The following is a 22,419-nucleotide window of genomic DNA, read 5'->3' as shown; positions in this document are numbered from 1 at the left end:
ACCCATGGCAAGAACTGTTGGCATTTCAGAACAAGAACTTTACGCTCCAGTAGATTGGACAGATTGCACGGCTCAATACGAAGATATTCAATATCATAAATCGGCTGATGGCATCGCGAAAATCACTATCGCACGTCCACAAGTACGTAACGCTTTCCGTCCTGGTACGGTAAAAGAGATGATCGATGCGCTGGCGGATGCTCGTTATGACGAGAAAGTTGGCGTTATTATTCTTACCGGTTTAGGCGAAGATGCATTCTGTTCAGGTGGTGATCAGAAGATCCGTGGCGATTACGGCGGCTACCGTGATGACAGTGGTACACACCACTTAAACGTCTTGGATTTCCAACGCCAAATTCGTACGTGTCCAAAACCAGTTATTGCTGCTGTTGCTGGCTATGCGGTTGGTGGTGGTCATGTTCTGCATATGATGTGTGACTTAACTATTGCGGCTGAGAACGCACAATTTGGTCAAACAGGCCCTAAAGTGGGTTCTTTTGATGGCGGTTGGGGTGCTTCTTACATGGCTCGCATCGTTGGTCAGAAAAAAGCGCGTGAAATTTGGTTCTTATGTCGTTTCTATGATGCACAAGAAGCATTGGACATGGGTCTAGTAAACACGGTTGTCCCTGTTGCTGATTTAGAAAAAGAAACAGTTCGCTGGTGTCGTGAAACACTACAACACAGCCCAATGGCATTACGTTGCCTTAAAGCGGCATTAAATGCGGACTGTGATGGTCAAGCAGGCCTTCAAGAGTTAGCGGGTAACGCAACAATGATGTTCTACATGACAGAAGAAGGCCAAGAAGGTCGCAACGCCTTTAATGAAAAGCGTCGCCCTGATTTCGATAAATTCCCTCGTAATCCATAAGCATTTATCACTGATTTGATTTAAGTATTAGAGGCTCTTTATGAGTCTCTTTTTTCTTTTTATTGGTTGGAGTAACAAATGAAAGCAGCCAAGATATATCAATACCAACTCCCTATGGACAGTGGAGTTATTCTTCGTGAACAACGTCTTCAACAACGAGATGGCTTGATCATTGAATTACGTGATGGAACACAGTGTGGCAAAGGTGAAATCGCACCTCTACCTGAATTCAGTCAAGAAACATTAGAGCAAGCGCGTGAAGATTTATTGTCACTGACGCAAGCGTGGCTAAATGGTGAAGAGCTGGATCTTGATGCGAATTGCCCATCGGTAGCATTTGGCTTTAGCATGGCATTGCTAGAGCTTGAAGGCGGCTTACCGCAAGAAGGTAATTACCAAGCGGCACCATTATGCTCAGGTGATCCTGATGATTTAGTGGTTAAGCTTAATGAGATGAGTGGCAAAAAAATCGCGAAAATCAAAGTCGGCTTATATGAAGCGATCCGCGATGGAATGGTTGCGAATATGTTCTTAGAGCTTATTCCTGATCTCTCTTTACGTCTTGATGCTAACCGTAACTGGACACCAAAAAAAGCTGAGCAATTTGCTAATTACGTCAGTCCACAATTTCGCTCTCGTATCGAGTTCTTAGAAGAGCCTTGCCATACTCCAGAAGAGAGCTTGGCATTCTCACAAGCAACAGGTATTGCCATTGCTTGGGACGAAACAGTACGTGATGACGGATTTGAAGTAAGCGCTCAAGAAGGCGTAAAAGCGATTGTGATCAAACCAACCATGGTTGGCTCAATAGAGAAGTGCTTGGCCCTTGTTGAAGAGGCGCATCAGTTAGGTATGCAGGCTGTGATTAGCTCAAGCTTGGAATCAAGTCTTGCATTAACACAGTTAGCGCGATTGGCTGCATGGAAAACACCAGACACGATCCCAGGTTTAGATACTATCGACCTTTTTAAAATGCAATTAGACACGCCATGGCCTAATTGTCAGTTACCACTGAATACATTATCAGAGCTTAAGATTGTATGGGAAAACTAATCTCTCCACTTTTTACGACTTGGCCTTGGGCAAAGTGGGGTGAAGATCGTGAAATGGAAATCGCTCTTCGTGATGGCAACAACGTATGGACTTGGGGGGAAGTATCAACCCAAGTAAATCGATACGCTAACGGTCTTATTCAACAAGGCGTTAAGCGTGATGATGTGGTTGTTGGTGTCGCTAAAAGTGGGATTGATCTCGTTTGGTTACAGTTAGCGTGTATTCGTATCGGTGCTCGTTTTTCTGCGATTAACCCAAAAACGCCGAGAGCTCAGCTTCATCAGTTAGTTACGAGTATTTCAGCGCAACATATGTGGTTTGGTGAAGGACAAGAGAGTATTTCTGGTACTTGGCACCATCTGCAATTAATCAACGCTGAATACAGTGTGATTGCTGCGACATGGCAAGCGAATCGACTAGCAACATTAACCTTTACCTCGGGTTCTACTGGGTTACCAAAAGCGGTTGCCCATAGTGCAAATAATCACTTACATTCTGCGGCTGGCTTACTAAGCACGATGGAATTTGATAATTGCGATTCATGGTTATTATCTTTGCCTTTATTCCATGTATCAGGCCTAGCGATTGTATGGCGTTGGTTATTAACTGGTGCAACAATGGTAATGCCAACCGAAGATGGGTTATTAAATGACTTATGTGGTGTTACCCATGCGTCATTAGTACCAACACAATTGCAGCGAATTTTAGACAGTGGCGATGTTTCTCGTCTTGCATTAAAGCGTGTATTACTTGGTGGAGCGGTTATTCCAACAGAATTGACCAATGCCGCTAAAGAGAATGGCATTGAATGTTGGCTAGGTTATGGCATGACAGAGATGGCGTCTACGGTAACCGCGAAACTGGCAGATGGGCAACCAGGGGTCGGTAACATACTGCATTATCGTGAATTGCGTATTGAAAAAGGCGAAGTTCTTGTTCGTGGCGAGTGTTTAGCACTAGGCTATTATCGTTCATCTGGCATCATGAATATCACTAACGAAGAGGGTTGGTATCAAACTAGCGATCTTGGTTATGTGATGGGAGCAGAGCTTCATATTCAAGGCCGAGCTGACAATATGTTCATTTCCGGTGGTGAAAATATTCATCCTGAAAAAATTGAACTGGCTTTGTTAGCGCATGATGCGATTGAGCAAGTGATTGTTATTGATGTGGCAGATGAAGAGTTTGGACAACGCCCTGTTGCCGTTATTAAAATGACACAACCGATTAGTCATGACGAACTGCATACCTTCTTAAAAGAGAAATTAACTCAGTTTGAATGTCCAATTCGCTATGAAACTATGCCTGAACACTTACTTGGAACAGGCCTTAAAATTTCACGTCCACAAGTAAAAGAGTGGGTTAACTCACTGCCAATCACCGCGTAATTGAATTACTTTTTCACGCATTACGCTTGATGTTGCTAGATGTGGTGGTACGGGCTCTCCGGCTACCACTTCTATTTTTGACCAACAGCGGCTTGGTCGTTTTAATATCGCTTTCCCACCATGACGACTAAAGAAACTGCCCCATAAGCCACGCAGTGCCATTGGAATTACAGGTACGGGTGAGCGTTTCAATATGATGTCTATTCCTCGTAAAAATGGCCCTACTTCACCATTGTGAGTTAATACCCCTTCAGGAAAAATCAAGACGATTTCACCGTTAGATAATGCTTCTTCGACATCGAAAAAGGCACGACGAATAGAACCACTTTTTGATGCATTAATAGGAATTACTTTGGTTAAACGGAAGAAGTATTTAACTAAAGGTAAGTCGGCATACTCCTCCTCCATGACAAAGCGAATAGGGCGAGGGCATGCCCCACTAAGAATAAACGCATCCATATAAGTAATATGATTACAAACTAGTAAAGCGCCACCTTCTTCAGGAAGATGTTGTAACTCTTTATGTTTTACTCGATATAAGGTGTGAGTAATGATCCAAAGTAAAAATCGGATCACAAAGACAGGCACTTTACAGAATAGAAAGAGAGCGACAACTCCATTCATGATAGCCAGAAGTGCAAAAAATTGAGGAATAGAGATCTCAATAATCGATAAGCAAACAATACCTAAGATAGCGCTAGAGACCATAAATAGCGCATTATAGATATTATTGGCAGCAATGATCTGAGAGCGATGTTCCGGCTTTGGGCGCTTTTGAATGAAGGTATAGAGAGGAACAATATAAAGCCCGCCACAAATCCCTAAAAAGAACAGGTTAATAAAAACAGGTAAAAGCTCAGGGCTTAAAAATGTCGCCATAAAACCAGAGGCATGAATAGGCATATTTGGTGTTGAAAGGTACAGATTCATCCCAAACAGAGAAAGGCCAAAACAGCCTAAAGGAATGATGCCGATCTCAACTCGGTGTTTAGATAAAACATCACAAGTAAGAGAACCAATCGCAATACCAACAGAAAACAACGCCAGCAATACCGTTACAGTAATGGCATTATCGTTAAGATGTAGATGAGTATAATTTGGGAACTGAGTTAAATAACTTGCACCTAAAAACCAGAACCAGCTGATCCCCATAATCGCTAAAAATACAGCGGGATCTTCTTTGGCAATATTAAGTGTCTGTTTTGTTTGTTGGATAGGGCGCCATTTAAAAACTAAATCGGGAGCAATGGCTTTAGTGTGAGGAATAGATCGGCTTGCAAGATAACCAAGTACGGCAAAAAGAACAACCGAACCTGCTGCAATGTACTCCGCGTTATCTTGTGAAGCAATAAAACCAGCGCCAATGGTTCCGAATAAAATAGCAAGAAAAGTTCCTGTTTCAACTAAGGCATTTCCTGACACTAACTCTTCTTTTTTGAGTTGCTGAGGAAGAAGAGCGTATTTGACCGGACCAAAAAAAGCCGATTGTGTTCCCATCAAAAAAAGAAGAATTAATAATAAGGTGTAATTTTGGAGGATAAACGCCATCGCGCCAAAGAGCATAATAACGATCTCAGCGAGTTTAACCTTGCGAATAAAGGCAGATTTCTCATACTTATCGGCGAGGACACCGGCAAAAGCAGAAAAAAGAAAGAAAGGCAGAATAAACAGGCCAGCAGCAAGATTAATAAACAGATTAGATGGCATGGGTAAGCTATCAACACTAGCAAAAGCAACAAAAAGTAATAGCGTATTTTTATAGATGTTGTCGTTAAATGCGCCTAAAGCTTGAGTTAAAAAGTAAGGCAGGAATCGACGTTGAGTTAATAGCTTGGCTTGCTTTGCCATGAAAAGTCCCTTGATTACAAAGCTAGTGTTGCTTCCATTGATTAATATAGTTCAATAGTAGGTTATCGATGAGAAGATGGCCATCAATTGGTGTTGAAGAAAACAACAAGTCATCCAAACTTAATAATGTAATTCCATGAACACTGGCCCAGATAACACGACTGCTTTTCTCTACATCAGAATCGCATTTGTGTGGATTAATTGTTTTAATTATTTCTTCAAGAACGCCCATCATTTGATTAATGCGGTTCTCTTGCCAATCAGGTAAGGCCTCACCATTCATATTATGTTGAAACACTAATCGCCAGCGATTGGGATGCTCTTGGGCAAAGTCATAATAACAGTAAGCAATGGCTTTTAGTGCTTCTTCAGGAGTAGCGCTGTTTTCTAGCCCTTGATTTACTTGCAGCATGATTTCATCTAGCGTTTGGGCGATAGAGCTCAGAAGCAATAAATTATAACTACCAAAAATATTCACTAATGTACTCGGTACATAACCAATGCTTTTTGCTAACTTTCTTAAACTGAGTTCGTGATGACTATGCTCGCCAAGGAATACTTTGACATTATCTAATGCCATGTCGCGTATTTCTTGATGAGTATGGTCGTTTCTGCGCGCCATATGACCCTGATCTATAAAATTATGTACAATGTTCTTAATTTTAAATGTATCTACCGATTCTTCAAGTAAGAGTTTTATCAATTAGGACGTAAAGCACAGTGTTGAGAATAAAACAGAGAGCTTTTAACACTCTGAAACATCCTGATCAATTTTAAAGCTCCCAATATGAAGCAATGCAGGCTATTATCAGGTCAAATTATTTTAATACAGTAAAGGAACAGACAATGAAACGTCTTTTATCTATTGCTGCCCTAATGTTTGTTTTTGTTCTTTCTGCGCCTCATGCAGAAGCAAAGAAATTTGGTGGTGGTAAATCATTTGGCAAAAGCTTTAAAACAGCGCCTGCGCCAAAACAGAAGCAACAAAACACGAATACCATTGGTAAGCAAGATACCGCTAAGGGCGCATCAAGCAAGAAAGGCTTAATGGGCGGACTACTTGGTGGTCTTCTTATGGGTGGTCTTTTAGCATCAATCTTTGCTGGCGGTGGCTTTGAAGGTATCCAGTTTATGGATATTCTAATCATGGCTGGTGTGGCATTTGTTCTGTTTAAGCTTTTCCGTATGTTTATGGCATCAAAAGCCAGCAGTATAAATCAGAGGCAAGGGGCAGCATACGCAGGCCCACAAGCATCTCACGACGAGAAACCAAGCTTCCGTGATAACCAACAGTACTTCCAAGGTGATCAAGCACAGCCACAAGCGACAGGCGGCTTTGGCGCACCTGCAGCTGATGAGATCCCGCACAACTACCCACCGGGTTTTGATCTGCAAGGCTTCATCAATGGTTCTCGTGAGCACTACCGTATTTTACAAGGTGCATGGAACCATAACCAACTTGAAACGATTCAAGAGTACGTATCAATTAGCTTATACAATGATCTAGTAAAAGAGCGTGCAAATCTTGAAGGTGAGCAACACACAGACGTTATGTTTGTTGATGCTGAAGTTGTTCGTGCCGATCATAATGCAAATAACGCACAGCTTAGCTTACAGTTCTCTGGTCGCTACCGTGATTCAGTGGAAGGTGTTGAAGAAGAAATTACAGACATCTGGCACTTGGAGCGTGACCTTACGCAACCAAATGCACCGTGGTTAATTATTGGTATTCAAGCTTAACTGTCTAAATACATAATAAGTTGATTAAAAAATATCCTCATAGAGAGTAATCCTATGGGGATTTTTTATAGGTGTGATCTAGCTCTGTTTTAATCTTTTAAAGACAGTCTATGCTGAATTCAGTTAATAAATAAGAGAGATATATTATGCCATTTAATAAAGACATCGTTGAAGAAATGAACCTTCTCAAGCAATTCCCACTAGAAAGCACTCAAGCGGGTTTAAAAGTACATTCTGACGCAGCACCCGAAGCAATCGAAGCAATGAAGCGTCTATTCTCGAAAGGATTGGTAACACAGGAAGATGGTGGTTATTTAACAAACCACGGCATTGAAACAGCAGAACAAGTACAAAACGTAATTCGCGTACTATCGTAATCGAATGCTGTTGTAAAAGATTATAGCGTCATTGACTCAAGTTCAGTGATGGTTTGAATAGCTTGTTCTGGGGTTGACCCACATACGTCAGGGCAAGCTTTAAATTGATGACACACCTTTGGGCGTTCTGCCTTACCAAACAACTTACACAAGTTCTCACCGTTTAATTGTACGCAGCGTACTCCTGCAGGTTTCCCATCAGGCATTCCCGGAATAAATGAACTTATACTCGGGGCTATACAGCAAGCACCACAATATAATCTACACTCCATAACACTATCTCATTGCATCAATTAAAGGATGCGCAAAATACCATTCTTCCCCTTTCAGGTCAAAACTATACCAACCTAGATAAATATTTAATCATTCTTGCTTGTTAAAATCGATTATAGCTGTGTTATACCTTTCTATTGCAAAAACTAGGTATAATTAGGCCCACTACTTACTGCAATTTATGCCTTGCTCTAATCGATTTTTCCTACGCAATTATCTGCTCAACTACTTATCCAGATTGGTATTACTCAGGATTATCTCTTTACTGATTAGTAAACCGCTTGCACTTTTATCTCAAGATGGGTATAAAACCGCCTCTTCCCATAACGAGTGTAAAGCAATGACAGAGCAATTTTGGCAACAAAAAAAATTAGAAGAAATGACAGAGCAAGAGTGGGAATCTCTTTGTGACGGCTGTGGTAAGTGCTGTCTACACAAGTTAATGGATGAAGATACAGATGAGGTTTACTACACTAACGTGGCATGTAGCTGGTTAAACAGCAAAACGTGTTCATGTAAAGATTACGCTAAGCGTTTTACTTCAGGTGAAAACTGCCTAAAACTAAGCCGTGAAAATATCGCTGAATTTAACTGGTTACCAGTGACTTGCGCATACCGTCTATTGGCAGAAGACAAAGACATTCCAGAATGGCACCCACTGATCACTGGGTCTAAATCAGCAATGCATGCTGCTGGCGAAAGCGTAAGAAACAAGGTTGTTTATGCGATTGATGTAAAAAACTGGGAAGATCATATTACAAATCACCCTCATAGAAACTAATGACTAATAAACCAAAAACACAAAAGCCTGATCGTAAAACCGCGATGTTAAATATCATTGAATTAGTGAAAGCGGATTTTCCATTTGATGCGCCTGAAGCTCAAATATGTGGTGATACGTGTGTAGGTTGTCCACGTAAGTTGATTGAATTGGTGGAAGGTGAGTTACTGTATTGGGAGTCTTACGTTCAACGTGGAGAAACCCCCAATTTTTCAGAGATCGAAAGTTTTGCCAAACTGTGTAAAAACGTTCGCCGCGGTTTAGTTAGAAATGGAATCTTAGAGCCGCTACCAAGGTAATTCAGTTCCGTCAAAATTTAAAAATTGCCCACTATTATCGATTGATAGTTGGGCAATAACTTTTGTTAATCCTGCAACTGATTCTTCTGTTGAAATAAGGGCATTTGGTCCTCCCATTTCAGTTTGAACCCAACCTGGGTGCATCGCGATAACGGTAAATCCTTCTGGCTTCAAGTCATTACTTAAACTTTTTACTACCGAGTTTAATGCAGCTTTAGATGAGCGATATAAGTAGCCGCCACCAGACGTATTTTCTGTCATGCTACCTACCTTAGATGAAATACAAACAATGGTTTTATCATTACTCAATTGCAAGCTAGGGTAGAGGGCTTCAACTAGCTTTTGAGGGGCAATGGCATTAATTTCAAATACCTTCTTCCACTCTGTAACATCACAATTCCCAAAGCCATACCCTTTAGGGCCATAATAGCCTGCATTATTGATTAATAGATCGATTTTACTTTCTGAAAGCTGCTGAGATAGCTTAAGAATAGCGCTGTAATCAGTAAGCTCTAATTGGTAAAGTGATAGCGTATCGTACTGTTTGGTGAGTGTGAATAACTCAGTAGCACTGCTCTCATCACGATAAGTCGCGCTTACTTTAGCCCCTTGTTGTAAGTAGTAAGTAACAAGTGATAATCCTATCCCACGGTTTGCACCTGTAATGAAGACGTGTTTCATACTTTGCCCTTATTGTTGTTGCACAGAATAGTTGTGTTTCTATGTGTAAACGAATTGTTGTCTGTTTTTAGACATTAGCGCTTGAGGCTCTCTGTTCATCTTAATACAATTTAACAGTACATTATAAAAACATATTATAAAAACCAGTCAGCCAACGATAAGATAATAATTATGAAATTAGAAGCAATTGATTACACTGCTGAGAATGCAGCGGAGCTGTTTGTTAAATCACTGCGTGAGACAGGGTTTGGCGTATTAAAAAATCACCCAATTCAACAAGAGCTTGTACAAAGCATTTATGACAATTGGTATGAATTCTTTAACAGCGAAGAAAAAGAGAACTTCCAGTTTAATGTAGAAACTCAAGATGGATTTTTCCCTGCGTCGGTATCAGAAGTCGCAAAAGGGCACACTAAAAAAGACATTAAAGAGTACTACCATTATTACCCAACGGGTCAATGTCCTGAGCAGTTAAAAGCACAGATTCAAGAGTATTACGATAACGCTAATATTCTCGCTAGTGAGCTGCTGTCTTGGGTTGAAGCGCACTCACCAGAAGACGTATCTGCATTGTACTCTCAATCGCTTTCTAGCATGGTTGAAAACAATGATAAGACATTACTTCGTATTCTTCATTACCCACCGTTAGAAGGCGATGAAGAGCTTGGTGCTATCCGAGCTGGTGCACATGAAGACATTAACTTATTAACAGTGCTCCCAGCAGCTAATGAGCCGGGTTTACAAGTTAAGACTAAAGAAGGTGATTGGTTAGATGTGCCTTGTGATTTTGGTAACTTAATCATCAATATCGGTGATATGTTGCAAGAAGCATCAGGGGGTTATTACCCATCAACCACGCACCGAGTGATTAACCCAGAAGGTGCAGATAAAACGAAATCTCGTATCTCATTACCGTTGTTCTTACATCCAAAGCCTGATGTTGTGCTATCTGATCGTCACACAGCAAACAGTTACCTAATGGAGCGTCTACGTGAGTTAGGTGTGATTTAATTCGTTAATATCGAAAAGAACATTAAAAAGCGAGTAATTTAGGTTACTCGCTTTTTTTGTGTCACTGTGATCGAGATTGTCCCTCTATGGCTACTTTGTGGAGGACGCCGCAATTAGGTGTTCATATTTTTCTATAATGAAGCAAGAGAATAAATGGAGGCAAAGGATATGGAGTATCGAATTGTTGGTATTACCAGCGACCATGACAATGATATTTGCTACATCATTAAAAACGTAGGTGTTGAGTTTGGTGCGGTAGGGGAAGGCTTTGGTCCATCGGACGATGAAGTTTTGGAAATGAGTAAATACTATAATCCGGCATTCAAAAGTAAATACCTCATTTTATTGCTCGATGGTCGAGTGGTTGGTGGCTGTGGCTTAGCTCCATTTAACGGCAGTAAGACTGTATGTGAGCTACGTAAACTATTTCTATTACCTGAAGCACGAGGTAGAGGCTTTGGTAAAACCATTGCAGGTAAAGTACTTAAATGTGCGAAAGAGTTTGGTTATTCTCAGTGTTATTTAGATACGCTCTCAAGTATGAAATCTGCCATTAGTTTATATGATGATCTTGGCTTTGAGCGATTAGCAAAACCTCTTGATGGTGCAGTGCATAATGGCTGTGATGTATGGATGCTTAAAACGTTTAAATAGACATAGGTAGCTAACGCGAATATTTACTTCTTAGTTATTTTCAGAGTAGCCTAGTTTAAAATTTTCTAACACCTTCTTTGAGGCTTATGAAGATAATTGATTTGAGAAGAGATAATACGACAGATACAAAAAAGCCCCAGCATTTCTGCTAGGGCTTAGAATGTGGTGGAGGGATAGGGATTTGAACCCTAGAACCGCTATTAACGGTTGCCGGTTTTCAAGACCGGTGCTTTCGACCACTCAGCCATCCCTCCGATGCGGTGAATAATAGGCGCAACCCTTCTTCTTGTAAAGGATTCTTTTTGATAAAAACACTGTTTGCTCTAAATTCGATCATATCGATGAAAGTTAGAGCAAGTTTGCAGGTTGTTACTATTTATTTTAATACAGGGCGGGCGTTAATCGCTTGTACTGGACGATTATTTCCTTGATACAGAGATTCAAATTGAGTTAATTGATCAGCAGAAATCGTAATAGGGTTTTTCATTACCAACCAAGTAACCCCTTCTGTGCATGGTGGGGTAGTTAATGAGCCATTAAAGCGATAATAAGTCTGATCACCAGGCAGTAGCTTTGTAAGCGTTAATTTACTATCAAGTTTAACATCACCTGATTTTGGCATTTGAGCCCAAATTTTTGCCAATTCAGTATTTGCTTTACCCTCTTTAAACATCACTCCTATCACGGCTAGGTTTCCATCTTTATCGGCGTGAACTAAATGCATTTCTAATGGGTATGAATGACCAGCAATCAGGTTTTCACTTGGGGCATGGAAATGAAGTTGTAATAGACTAAATGTTTTCCCTTCAACTTGAATAGATTGCTTGCCATCAAAATTTACTTGTACGGTATGGCCATTATTGACGATATTCTTACCGGCTTGAGCATAGTTGAATGTGATAGGGTCTAAAGTACTCTCAATTGCATTGGTAATATCAATAGGGGATTGATTCACTCCTGTCTGGCAGATGCCGTGCCAATTAGCAGGGGCGGTTTTTCCTGCATAACTCCACTCTGAAGCAGAAACGAATGAGCTAGTTGATAGAGCGGTGATAACTGCCAACGTTGAAATAATATGTTTCATGGTTTTCTAGCCTTTTTGTTTTATAAAATATGGCGTTAGGCTAGTACAGATGGGGTTGAGTTAAAAATGCTTTGAATAGAATTTAGCTAACTACTTCCATTTATATGAAACGGTTTGAAAATATGTTTTATTTCTAAGGCACTATTTGATGAAAATAAGGTAACTATGGGGATGTTTCATATTCGACAGATACAAAAAAGCCCTGTCATTTCTGACAAGGCTTCGTTGATGTTGGCGGAGCGGACGGGACTTTCTATCTCACCTTGAGAGCAGCACGTCCCCCGGCGTATCAGGCCGCTAAGCTCTCCAATAGAAAGTCTAACCAACTGAACTACTGCTCCAATTTTTAAAACTCAGACTCTATCTGGATTTTGAAAAGTGGTGGAGGGATTGAATACTCGAGTTATTATGTAATGAAATTTAAGGGGATTTCATATTCGACAGATACAAAAAAGCCCTGTCATTTCTGACAAGGCTTCATTGATGTTGGCGGAGCGGACGGGACTCGAACCCGCGACCCCCGGCGTGACAGGCCGGTATTCTAACCAACTGAACTACCGCTCCAATTTTTAAAACCCAGACTCTATCTGAATTTTGAAAAGTGGTGGAGGGATAGGGATTTGAACCCTAGAACCGCTATTAACGGTTGCCGGTTTTCAAGACCGGTGCTTTCGACCACTCAGCCATCCCTCCAATGCCGAGCATAATAGGCTGAACCACTTTTATTGTAAAGTACTAATTTTAAAAAAGATTCTGTTTGATTTAATTTTAAACAATTTGAGGGCATTTAAAGCAATGTTGGAGGTTTGATTATTGAAGTTAGCTTAAGCTGGATAAACATAAGTCGGGAATAATGAGGATCTAGTTAGATATGACCAATGGATTAGTTTAACGAAACTTATTGAGATCTCATATTCGACAGATACAAAAAATCCCTGTCATTTCTGACAAGGCTTCGTTGATGTTGGCGGAGCGGACGGACTTTCTATTGGAGAGCAGCACGTCCCCCGGCGTGTCAGGCCGCTAAGCTCTCCAATAGAAAGTCTAATCAACTGAACTACCGCACCAATTTTTAAAACTCAGACTCTATTTGGATTTTTGAAATGCGGTGAAGGGATTGAATTCTAGAGTTATTAGTTTAATGAAACTTATTGATATCTCATATTCGACAGATACAAAAAAGCCCTGTCATTTCTGACAAGGCTTCGTTGATGTTGGCGGAGCGGACGGGACTTTCTATCTCACCTGAGAGCAGCACGTCCCCCGCGTGTCAGGCCGCTAAGCTCTCCAATAGAAAGTCTAATCAACTGAACTACCGCTCCAATTTTTAAAACTCAGACTCTATCTGGATTTTGAAAAGTGGTGGAGGGATTGAATTCTAGAGTTATTAGCTTAATGAAACTTATTGAGAACTCATATTCAACAGATACAAAAAAGCCCTGTCATTTCTGACAAGGCTTCATTGATGTTGGCGGAGCGGACGGGACTCGAACCCGCGACCCCCGGCGTGACAGGCCGGTATTCTAACCAACTGAACTACCGCTCCAATTTTTAAAACCCAGACTCTATCTGAATTTTGAAAAGTGGTGGAGGGATAGGGATTTGAACCCTAGAACCGCTATTAACGGTTGCCGGTTTTCAAGACCGGTGCTTTCGACCACTCAGCCATCCCTCCAGTGATTTGAATAATAGGCGTATCACTGGATCTTGTAAAGGATAAATTTAAAAATATGGGCTGACTGCACTATTTTTGCGCAATGTGCTCTGTTTTTAACTGATTTCTTTATTTTTGTTATATAAAACAGTCGCAATACAGCCATAGCTACCTTCTTTATTAGTCAACGTGAAGGTCAAATCATAACGTTGACTAATGTCTCTAACAATCAATAATCCTAAGCCGAACCCTTCAACGCCACGGGGTTTTTCATCTAAACCAATGCCAGAATCAATAATAGAAAACCCTTCTTGATTCATTGATATGATGATTTCGCCTTCATCTGTACAGTTGAAGGCATTTTTAATCAGATTACCAATTAGGACTTTTAATATGTTTTTAGAGATATAGGTGGTAGTTAAGCTTTCTAATTCAATACGATAACTAACTTTTTTAAAGCGTAGTAGATGTGCGTGCGTTTCAATAATTCTTTCCAGCTCAGTAACGTCGATACTTCGATAAGTTATAGCTGAATTTTTAAGATCAGATTCATCACGAGTAAGTGATAGTAAGGTATCAACAAAGTCACTCATCTCTTGTACGGCATCGTTTAATCGTTTTTGTTGTCTTTGTATAAATATTGGGTCGTTTGATTGATCAAGTAGTTTGGTTGCTCCTTTCATGATCATTAATGGTGTACGTAGCTCATGGCTAGCATATCGAGTGAAAGAACGTTCACGTTCGATTAACTGTTCTATTTGTTGGTAATTAGCATTAAGGGTTTCAATTAATTGCGCACTTTCTTGGGTGTTTCCTGAAATGCTATCTGGAATTTGAGATATATCTCCCTGTTTTCTATTGCTTATGTTTTCTGTTAATCGAGTTAGAGGTTCTGTTATTCTTTGTGATATTTTTAAAATAATAAAAAAGCTGATAAGCATTAGCAATAAAGAGGAGCCAAGAGTTTTTGATTCCATGAAGAAAATACGACGCTCAGAGTCATCAGTAAAATCTCCAGTTAAGACAATGTAAATGCTCTTGCCATGGTTATCTAATGTACGATAAACAAAGGCCTCATTTTCGACATAGCTGTCTTTTTTGAATACTTCTATTGTAGTATCTAACGGTAAATTGAAGAAATCAGTGTAATTAATATCAATATCTTCTTTGTTTGTATAAACGGTAATACGATCAGTGATTACTACTTTGGTTGAATTGGTATTATCAAGGCTGTTTATTGCCACTTCTTTTGCGCTTAGGATTTTTTGTTTAGCGAGTAAGTTCTCAATGCTATCAAGTGTTGAATCAATCACTAATGCATGAACGATAATAATCGCCAAAGCAACGATCGAAAAATAAATAAAAGTAAGGTGTTTAGCACTGTATTTACGCATTTCAGTCTACTTTCCCAATTAATTGATAACCAACTTTGGGAATGGTTTTTAAGTATTTATGAGTAAATGGTTTATCGACTAAGTTTCGTAATTGATAAATATGGCTGCGTAGTACGTCTTTTTCAGGTTCATCATCTCCCCATAGTTCATAAGCAATCGCTTCTTTATTGACAATTTTAGGGGCAGAAAGAAGCAGATTTTTCATGATGATAAATTGAGTGGGGTTGAGACTAAACCTTAACCCTTGGCGAGAGAGAGTATTTGAGGTGAGATCTAATAATAACTCTTCAAACTGAAGTTCTGTTTTGGCTTGTTTTCCTGAGACTCTACGAACAAGAGCATTGATACGGGCATCAAGAATATCAAGGTCAAAAGGTTTAACTAAATAATCGTCGGCACCTTGCTTGAAGCCAAGAAGAGTGTCTTCTGTGGTATCTCGTGCCGTGAGCATAAGAATTGGGATGTCTATTCCTTCTTCTCGTAAACGATTACATACGGTTAAGCCATCCATTTTAGGTAGCATGACATCAAGAATAATCAAATCGAAATGTTCTTTTTTAGCAAGATCATAACCTTGCTGACCATCACTTGCATAATCTAATACATAGCCTTTAATCTCAAAGAAATCAAAAATGATCCCCGCAATATCTTGATTATCTTCAACAAGCAATAGTTTCATATACACCTCTATTTATCTGATTTTATATCTTAACTATTTTATGTGAAAAAAAAGTAGATTTAAGGCGATATTTGAATTTGGTATAAACATTAGATATAAAAAATCCCTTTATGAGAAAGGGATTTTTATGAGGCTATTTATTTTTTAGGGTGATAAAACCGTTTTAGCTCTGAGATGCCTTGCATCAGTAAAGAGAGTTTCGGTTTTTCATCCGTCAAACGATTATAGTTTTCATCGTAGACTTTATAGTTACCAAACGTATCAATAACGACAGTATTGGTATCTGTTATTAAGGCGATATTTTTTCTGTCACCTGCCAATAACCAATTTCGGTCGTTATCTTGAGTTAATAAGTTTAAACCACTGCTGTAGCTTTCAGCTGATGTCGTCGTTTTTAAAAATGACTCCATCAATGTTGGTGCTAAATCTAAGTGACTTGAACGAGTCATAATTAATTCAGGCTCAACGTCTGGCCAATGAATTAACATAGGTACACGAAGCTGATATTTACTGAAGTTAGTGCTTGAACCCCAGCTATTAGTATTGGTTTCATCAAACTCCATACCGTGATTTGATGTAACTACAACAATGGTATTTTCCCACTCAGGAGATTGTTTTAATGCGTCCAATACTGCTTTAAGTTGCTGATCTGTCTTTTTAACGGCTTTACGATAGTTAATCTCAAAAGCATTTTGATCTGAGTCTTCTGTTGATATTGGACTTGTTGCGTCATATTCAGAGACAGAGGTCAGTTCTAAATAACTAAACCATGGCTTGTCAGGTGTCTGTGCTTTGAACCAATCATTCCATTGAGCTATTGCTTTGCTATCAGACATTTTCTCTTTAGATTCACCGATCTCGCCTTTAGTAAAGATGATTTGCTTATACAATGACGAAGTAAAATCATCACCACTAAATAAACCAAATTGGTAATCACGGTTATGTAGCTCAGCTAAAATTGGTGATTCAATTTCTGAGTTTCTAAAGTTATCAACGTAGTTTCCAGGCAATCCATAAAACAAGCCAAATAAGCTTGTTGGGTTATTACTGGCACTGTAATGATTGTTGTAGTTTAGATTGTTCTGAGCAAAGCGCGTTAAATTTGGCGTATCAATATGATTTAATGTGTCAGCTCGAAGGCTATCGATCATAATGATTTGTAAGTTATAACCAGTTTGCTTTGTTTTAAATTTTATTGGCTCAAGAGGGTAACGCATCGCTTCTTTTGCGCCGCCAGTACCTTCTTCTTGGATTTGTTTTGCCAATGCATCGCGATCAATAAAGCCGTGTTTTTCTAAAAACGAGCGTGCTGTCATTGGATAAGATAATGGGAATGTGGCACGTTGAGCGGTTACTGGCCCATAAGCTGAAGCATCAGCCCATGTATGAATTAAGTGACTACCAATGAATGCGACAGCGAAGGTGATCGCAAAAGGGCGACCAACATGCTTATGTGCAAGTTTGCGTAATTTATTCCACACCCATTCCGAGAGAGAGAGTTGAAGTAGGAAAATTACGGGCACCAGAATAAACAAATATTGCCATTGGGTGTTTAAATTTGATTTATCGTTGTTCAGCAGCATATCCCAAACCAGTGGGGTAATATGCAAGTGAAGATTTTGATAAGCGTAAGTATCTAGCAGCAGCAAGGTCATACCTGCGGTTGCTATGATGACACTTAAGATACGCATTAATCGTTGAGATGGCGTAATAAAGGTAAGAGGGAAGAGTACAAGAATGTAAAACCCAAACACCAAAAAGCCAAAATGACCTATCCAGTTTAACACTAGATAGGTCTGACCAAGTAACGTTTCAGGCCATGGAGATTGCGATATATAACGCGTGCCAATAAGCATTGCAGCAACGATATTGAAGAAGCTAAACCAGTGACCCCAAGTAATTAACTTAGAGACTTTGTCGCTGTAGGTATTCCCGCTATCAACCATGGTAATTGAATTCTCGCTCTTAGTGAGTTTTTGGTGTATCTAATGAGCTAAATAGTGCTTGAGCAAATTTTTCAGCAATAACTTTACGCTGCTCTGCTGGCACTTCTTGGTTTAGTACATTAGTAGCAATGTTACCAACCAACATTAGAGATAGATCAGCTGGTGCACGATGCTTATCTAGTACATCGACCATCTCTGTTAACATTTGTTCAATTTGTTTGTTGCTGTATTTCGAAGTAGTAATAGCCATAAGTCTTTTCAGTTAATGATAGTGAAAGCGGCTTATGATAACCTACTATGCACGTCAACTAAAAACCTTTTCTATTATGAGTTTAACCCTTTCAAACGTAATTTTACATAAATTAGTAAAAAATGAGCAAGATGAACTCGAAGTTTGTCTACGAAATCAAACTCTTGAGAACGAAGAGTTCACTGAAGCCCTCGTATCTGAGCTGCATCGTGTCTTTAACTCTAAAGCAGGCAAAGGCTTTGGTGTATTTAAGACTGAAAGTGAGTTTGGGCATTGGTTAGGTTCCGTTCGTAAGAATGAAACGCCATTTTTAGAATTCAGTAATAAATCAGCAGAGAAATTAAAATCAGAACTGATTAAATACCCATTTGCTGAAGAAGGTATTTTAGTTATCGCTGAATATCGTTCGCTAGCAACAGAGTATTTGTTTGTCGCAGTATTACCATCAAACGAGAGTATGAAGGTCACGGAGCAACTAGATATTAGTTCTACTGATTACCTTGATATTGCTAAAATGGACATTGCGGCACGTATTGATTTATCAACTTGGGAAACGGATTCAGACTCAAATCGCTACCTGACGTTCATTAAAGGACGTGTGGGACGTAAAGTCTCTGATTTCTTCTTAGATTTCTTACAAGCAGATGTAGGCATGGATACTAAGGTGCAAAACCAAGTATTGATGCAAGCCGTTGAAGATTTCTGTGCAGATGAGCGTTTAGAAAAAGAAGAAAAACAGCAATATCGTAAAAGCGTATATGATTATTGCAATGGCCAACTTCAAGCGGGCGAAGAGTTAACCGTTAAAGAGTTATCTGGTGAATTACCAACCTCTGAATCAGGCTCTAATTTTTACCAGTTTGCTGAAGAGCAAGGCTATGAATTAGAAGAATCTTTCCCTGTTGATCGCACTGCAATGCGTAAACTTACTAAGTTTGTTGGTGCTGGCGGTGGTTTATCTTTGAACTTTGATGCGATGTTACTGGGTGAGCGTGTTTTCTATGATCCAGAAACAGATACTCTAACAATCAAAGGCACACCACCAAACTTAAAAGATCAATTAACACGACGTCTAGGTTCTTCTGAATCATAACTCGTGTTTATATTGCAAAAAATAAAGCTGTTGATTTATGCATAATTGACAGTTTGTTCTCACATATTTGATAACTTGATTTTTGCAAAATGATACCCTATCTATCCTTTAATAATAAAATTCTGGTTAGGTAGGGTTGTTCATGAAATACACCTCTAAATTCTTTGTTTCTAAGCTTTCTGTTTCTAAGTTATTCTCGATAGCTCTATCCCTTTTTCTGCTCAATGGCTGTTCTTTACTTGAGCTAAAGATAGAATCTCAATCTATCCCATTAACGACGGCAGAACTCAATACTCGTATTTTAACTCGTGAATACAGCAAACATTTCTTTAGTGAAGTGGAATCTGCTGCGGATCAAATATCAGCGACATACCCTAAAGACGATACCTTACATCAATCGTATGTTTTGTTATGGAAGATCCATGCAGAAGAAGGGTTGCAACGTGCGGCGTATCAAGTGTCTCCAAAAATAGCCTTAATTGATACTTGGGTCTTTGCTGCTCAAATGGAACAATTCTTCTCACTAGAAGGGAAAGGCTCTGAGTTATTTGATGGCGATGTCGCTTTTAAAACAAGCCAAGTTCTGAATGATGACATTAAAAAAATGGCAAAGAAGCTGTTGTCGAGTTCTGAGTTTAGTGATGCTCAAGACTTTATTACCACGTTTGTTGCAGAGCACCCATTTGATAATTTAATGATGCGAAGAACCCCTGCTTTAAAAGCGTGGTTAGCGCATCAAAATATCGATGAAACGGAAGCGGTAGCAACATTAGGAACCATGCCTGAGGCGTTAGGTGATGTCTCTGACCGCTTAGGTTTAGTGTCAGAACAAACCCCGAAGATCATGACATGGAAAGCCCAATTGATTGCGATGAACAGTAATCTAAATGGTAATGATATTAATAAAACCATGGAAAGCTTGCGCGATACCTCTGAGTCGTTTCAAGACTTTGTGAACAACAACCCTGAGTATATGCAAAATCTAGCAGAACAAATGAGCTTACAGTTACAGCCATTGCTTGACGATTTGGATCTAAAGACAGATGACAAGTTAAATCAACTCAGTGCTGAGCGTATTGCTTTAGAGGCGATGGTTGCTCGTGAACGTCAAGAGTTAGTGAACATGGTTGAGAGGGAGCGTAATGCAATTGCGATTATTGTTTCTCAAGAGCGTGAGAAGTTTACTCAAGATTTAGATAAAGTCTCACAAGATGTGCTGACACTTGCGATAGATAAAGTCATTGATTTGATTAAGAGCACCATTATTTACTTCATCTTATTTATCTTAGCTATTTTCTTTGCGCCTTTAGGCTTAGGTTACTTCTTAGGTAAACGAGCAGCTGTGAAAAAAACGGTTGTATAAATATTGTGATGGCTATAGATAATAGTTAGAACATAAGAAATAGACATAAAAAATGCCAGTGGTTGAGTCAACCGCTGGCATTTTTCTATTTAGATGACGCTATTTAAAGGTAGAGCAGTATGAATTACGCTGTTTTTGTTTCTACTGCAATAGCTTCGTCAGTATCTTCTGCTGTGATTGTTGGTTCACATTTATCAACAAACCAACCCATGTAAGACGTCACGATTGTCACGATAATACATACAAAGCTTAACCACATGAACGGTGCGTAAGACAGTGTCGCAACACCTAAGATACTTGCCATGTAGATACCATTATCACTCCATGGAACCATACCTGATGTTAGCGTTCCGCCGAACTCTGCGTTACGAGAAAGGTTCTTACGTTTGTAGCCTAAACGGTCGTAGTTTTTCGCACAAATCTTTGGAGTAAGGATAAGCGATACATACATTGCTGAGCCGAAGATGTTACCAAAGAAAGCAGTAGCAATTGTACTTGTCGCGAGTGAACCAGGACCTTGTACGCGTTTTTCGAATAGTTTAGCAACGGTTTCTAGTACGCCAACTTTATCCAGTAAACCACCAAAGCCTAAACCAAATACGATAACAGCTACCGAACCAAGCATTGAAGACATGCCGCCACGGTTTAGAATTGAGTCAATGAAACCAACACCAGATTCAATTGAGAACGGAGCCCATGCTGTATTGAATGCGGTCAAGAAGTCGATATCTTGAACCATCACTGCCCAAATAATACCCAGAAGAGAACCAAAGCTAATTACTGGGAAAGAAGGCATACGCATTGCTAATAGACCAAGCACAATCACGACAGGAACAAATGAGAATGGAGAAATTACAAACTGATTTTCCATCGCAAGAATTACTGAATCTACTTGGCTCATGTCAACGTTACCAGCAAAGTGGAAACCAAAAGCGGTAAACATGATACCAGTAATGATGTAACTGATAAGTGCAACTGGAAGCATGCCCTTAATGTGTTCCATTACTTCAACGCCTGACATTGAAGAAGCAAGAATTACTGAGTCTGACAGTGGTGACATTTTATCGCCAAAGTAACAACCAGAAAGGATAGCACCTGCAGTAATCGGAGCCGGAACACCAAGACCTTGACCAATCCCCATCATCGCAATACCAGCTGTACCTGCAGCACCCCAAGAGGTACCAGTTGCAAGAGCTGTTAATGAACAGATAATCATTGTTGCAAGAAGGAAGATTGATGGATGAATTGCTTTTAAACCATAGTAAATAATGGTTGGAACAATACCGCCAGAAATCCAAGTACCTACTAAAGCACCTACAGCCAAGAGAATTAATACCGCTCCTAGTCCATTGGAGATGCCATTTAGAGCTGCTTTTTCTAAAGATTTATAATCATGACCTAACTTGATACCTAAAGTAATGATAATGAACCAACCAATATAAAGTGCTAATTGGATAGGTAGATCAAGTTGTGCCGTGAAAGAAAAGGCAAGTAGTAGAAATAGCCCTAAAGATATAATTACCTGCGTTAGCGATGGTAACTTTGTCGTTGCTTGCTTCATGTATAAAGCCTCTTTTTTGTATGCATGAATAAAATTCATACGATAAGGGATTGTGTTTTCTAAACGAGATGCACTTTACCTTATGATCAACAAGAGATCGATTAACTATAGTTGATTTGTGATTTCTATCTATAGCGGTGTTAAAAGACTGCTTATAAGTAAATTTTTGGTTAATAATTGGTTTTATATTTTAAGTTGATTGGTTTTAACACTCGTTTGATGTTTTTATTTTGTATCAAATTTTATACTTAACTTTGTTTTTAAGTATCAGTAATTAACTGCTTTTTAGTGTAATCGTTTGCTAATTCATTATTGAGTAAAATATCATGAAGTGTAACGAGGTGTAATAATCTAAAAATATTACTTTTTAAGCTGTTTGTGGTTATTTATTGTATTAGTTGTTAAAAAATGGTTTTTTG

21 protein-coding genes and 5 tRNA genes are annotated in these 22,419 nt (G+C 39.4%); 11 read left to right on the top strand and 15 right to left on the bottom strand.

Annotated elements, in window-relative coordinates; translation table 11 throughout:
* Window positions 1-4 precede the first annotated feature (4 nt).
* The 3 genes from menB (at window position 5) to menE (ending at window position 3,312) form a co-directional block, all read left to right on the top strand.
* Window positions 5-871 carry a 1,4-dihydroxy-2-naphthoyl-CoA synthase gene (menB, locus tag AC2INI_RS09040; protein ID WP_045102455.1) on the top strand — a complete coding sequence of 289 codons (867 nt, stop codon included), beginning with the start codon at window positions 5-7 and terminating at the stop codon, window positions 869-871.
* A gap of 78 nt (window positions 872-949) precedes the next feature.
* The gene (gene menC, locus AC2INI_RS09035; protein WP_122033159.1) at window positions 950-1,924 is read left to right on the top strand and encodes an o-succinylbenzoate synthase; all 975 of its coding nucleotides are present in this window, start codon (window positions 950-952) and stop codon (window positions 1,922-1,924) included.
* Complete coding sequence (menE, locus tag AC2INI_RS09030) at window positions 1,912-3,312, top strand: o-succinylbenzoate--CoA ligase (protein ID WP_122033158.1); 1,401 nt, start codon at window positions 1,912-1,914, stop codon at window positions 3,310-3,312. Before menC ends, menE begins: the two co-directional genes overlap by 13 nt.
* Here menE and AC2INI_RS09025 read toward each other — a convergent pair.
* Together AC2INI_RS09025 and AC2INI_RS09020 are read right to left on the bottom strand one after the other, a co-directional pair.
* Window positions 3,292-5,160: an MFS transporter gene (locus AC2INI_RS09025; RefSeq protein WP_486304654.1), complete on the bottom strand. Its 1,869-nt coding sequence runs from the start codon at window positions 5,158-5,160 to the stop codon at window positions 3,292-3,294. The genes menE and AC2INI_RS09025 overlap by 21 nt on opposite strands.
* A 22-nt stretch (window positions 5,161-5,182) precedes the next feature.
* A complete protein-coding gene (locus tag AC2INI_RS09020) occupies window positions 5,183-5,782 on the bottom strand; it encodes a TetR/AcrR family transcriptional regulator (protein WP_122033156.1) in 600 nt (199 codons plus the stop codon).
* Window positions 5,783-6,006: 224 nt separating this feature from the next.
* Here AC2INI_RS09020 and AC2INI_RS09015 point away from each other — a divergent pair, with 224 nt between their 5' ends.
* On the top strand, window positions 6,007-6,900 hold the full coding sequence (locus tag AC2INI_RS09015) for a Tim44 domain-containing protein (RefSeq protein ID WP_486304653.1): 894 nt from the start codon (window positions 6,007-6,009) through the stop codon (window positions 6,898-6,900).
* A gap of 146 nt (window positions 6,901-7,046) precedes the next feature.
* Window positions 7,047-7,277 carry a TIGR02647 family protein gene (locus AC2INI_RS09010; RefSeq protein WP_122033154.1) on the top strand — a complete coding sequence of 77 codons (231 nt, stop codon included), beginning with the start codon at window positions 7,047-7,049 and terminating at the stop codon, window positions 7,275-7,277.
* 20 nt (window positions 7,278-7,297) lie between these two features.
* On the opposite strand, the gene AC2INI_RS09005 is transcribed toward AC2INI_RS09010, so the two are convergent.
* Complete coding sequence (locus AC2INI_RS09005; protein ID WP_486304652.1) at window positions 7,298-7,549, bottom strand: YkgJ family cysteine cluster protein; 252 nt, start codon at window positions 7,547-7,549, stop codon at window positions 7,298-7,300.
* 341 nt (window positions 7,550-7,890) lie between these two features.
* On the opposite strand from AC2INI_RS09005, the gene AC2INI_RS09000 reads away from it, so the two are divergent.
* Together AC2INI_RS09000 and AC2INI_RS08995 are read left to right on the top strand one after the other, a co-directional pair.
* The gene (locus tag AC2INI_RS09000; RefSeq protein WP_122033152.1) at window positions 7,891-8,331 is read left to right on the top strand and encodes a YcgN family cysteine cluster protein; all 441 of its coding nucleotides are present in this window, start codon (window positions 7,891-7,893) and stop codon (window positions 8,329-8,331) included.
* Window positions 8,331-8,630 carry a hypothetical protein gene (locus AC2INI_RS08995; protein ID WP_122033151.1) on the top strand — a complete coding sequence of 100 codons (300 nt, stop codon included), beginning with the start codon at window positions 8,331-8,333 and terminating at the stop codon, window positions 8,628-8,630. The genes AC2INI_RS09000 and AC2INI_RS08995 overlap by 1 nt, the downstream gene beginning before the upstream one ends.
* Here AC2INI_RS08995 and AC2INI_RS08990 read toward each other — a convergent pair.
* Window positions 8,619-9,311 carry an SDR family oxidoreductase gene (locus AC2INI_RS08990; RefSeq protein ID WP_486304651.1) on the bottom strand — a complete coding sequence of 231 codons (693 nt, stop codon included), beginning with the start codon at window positions 9,309-9,311 and terminating at the stop codon, window positions 8,619-8,621. The genes AC2INI_RS08995 and AC2INI_RS08990 overlap by 12 nt on opposite strands.
* Window positions 9,312-9,482: 171 nt before the next feature.
* Between AC2INI_RS08990 and AC2INI_RS08985 the strand changes: the two genes are divergently transcribed.
* Window positions 9,483-10,322, top strand: coding sequence for an isopenicillin N synthase family dioxygenase (locus tag AC2INI_RS08985; protein ID WP_486304650.1), 840 nt, complete (start codon window positions 9,483-9,485; stop codon window positions 10,320-10,322).
* A 168-nt stretch (window positions 10,323-10,490) separates the two neighbouring features.
* The gene (locus tag AC2INI_RS08980; protein ID WP_486304649.1) at window positions 10,491-10,976 is read left to right on the top strand and encodes a GNAT family N-acetyltransferase; all 486 of its coding nucleotides are present in this window, start codon (window positions 10,491-10,493) and stop codon (window positions 10,974-10,976) included.
* Window positions 10,977-11,139: 163 nt separating this feature from the next.
* Here the strand turns inward: AC2INI_RS08980 and AC2INI_RS08975 are convergent.
* From AC2INI_RS08975 to AC2INI_RS08930, 10 genes are all read right to left on the bottom strand, one after another.
* A tRNA-Ser gene (locus tag AC2INI_RS08975) sits at window positions 11,140-11,230 on the bottom strand.
* Window positions 11,231-11,352: 122 nt separating this feature from the next.
* On the bottom strand, window positions 11,353-12,060 hold the full coding sequence (locus AC2INI_RS08970; RefSeq protein WP_486304648.1) for a carbonic anhydrase: 708 nt from the start codon (window positions 12,058-12,060) through the stop codon (window positions 11,353-11,355).
* A gap of 487 nt (window positions 12,061-12,547) precedes the next feature.
* Window positions 12,548-12,624, bottom strand: a tRNA-Asp gene (locus AC2INI_RS08965).
* A 38-nt stretch (window positions 12,625-12,662) separates the two neighbouring features.
* Window positions 12,663-12,753 (bottom strand) — tRNA-Ser (locus AC2INI_RS08960).
* 776 nt (window positions 12,754-13,529) lie between these two features.
* A tRNA-Asp gene (locus AC2INI_RS08955) sits at window positions 13,530-13,606 on the bottom strand.
* A 38-nt stretch (window positions 13,607-13,644) separates the two neighbouring features.
* Window positions 13,645-13,735 (bottom strand) — tRNA-Ser (locus tag AC2INI_RS08950).
* A 95-nt stretch (window positions 13,736-13,830) separates the two neighbouring features.
* Complete coding sequence (locus AC2INI_RS08945; RefSeq protein WP_486304647.1) at window positions 13,831-15,108, bottom strand: sensor histidine kinase; 1,278 nt, start codon at window positions 15,106-15,108, stop codon at window positions 13,831-13,833.
* Between the two features lies 1 nt (window position 15,109).
* A complete protein-coding gene (locus AC2INI_RS08940; protein ID WP_486304646.1) occupies window positions 15,110-15,787 on the bottom strand; it encodes a response regulator transcription factor in 678 nt (225 codons plus the stop codon).
* A gap of 137 nt (window positions 15,788-15,924) precedes the next feature.
* On the bottom strand, window positions 15,925-17,733 hold the full coding sequence (locus AC2INI_RS08935) for a DUF3413 domain-containing protein (RefSeq protein ID WP_486304645.1): 1,809 nt from the start codon (window positions 17,731-17,733) through the stop codon (window positions 15,925-15,927).
* Window positions 17,734-17,752: 19 nt separating this feature from the next.
* Window positions 17,753-17,983 (bottom strand): YejL family protein, encoded by a 231-nt coding sequence (locus AC2INI_RS08930; RefSeq protein ID WP_122033143.1) that lies wholly within the window; start codon window positions 17,981-17,983, stop codon window positions 17,753-17,755.
* A gap of 76 nt (window positions 17,984-18,059) precedes the next feature.
* Here AC2INI_RS08930 and yejK point away from each other — a divergent pair, with 76 nt between their 5' ends.
* Together yejK and AC2INI_RS08920 are read left to right on the top strand one after the other, a co-directional pair.
* Window positions 18,060-19,076 carry a nucleoid-associated protein YejK gene (gene yejK / locus AC2INI_RS08925; protein ID WP_045103335.1) on the top strand — a complete coding sequence of 339 codons (1,017 nt, stop codon included), beginning with the start codon at window positions 18,060-18,062 and terminating at the stop codon, window positions 19,074-19,076.
* 142 nt (window positions 19,077-19,218) lie between these two features.
* Window positions 19,219-20,439, top strand: coding sequence for a chemotaxis protein (locus tag AC2INI_RS08920; RefSeq protein WP_486304644.1), 1,221 nt, complete (start codon window positions 19,219-19,221; stop codon window positions 20,437-20,439).
* A 124-nt stretch (window positions 20,440-20,563) separates the two neighbouring features.
* Here the strand turns inward: AC2INI_RS08920 and nhaC are convergent, their stop codons facing one another.
* Complete coding sequence (nhaC, locus tag AC2INI_RS08915) at window positions 20,564-22,000, bottom strand: Na+/H+ antiporter NhaC (RefSeq protein WP_122033140.1); 1,437 nt, start codon at window positions 21,998-22,000, stop codon at window positions 20,564-20,566.
* Window positions 22,001-22,419: the final 419 nt, after the last annotated feature.

The organism is Aliivibrio friggae, assembly GCF_057368515.1.
This window is presented reverse-complemented; position numbering and strand designations above follow the sequence as displayed.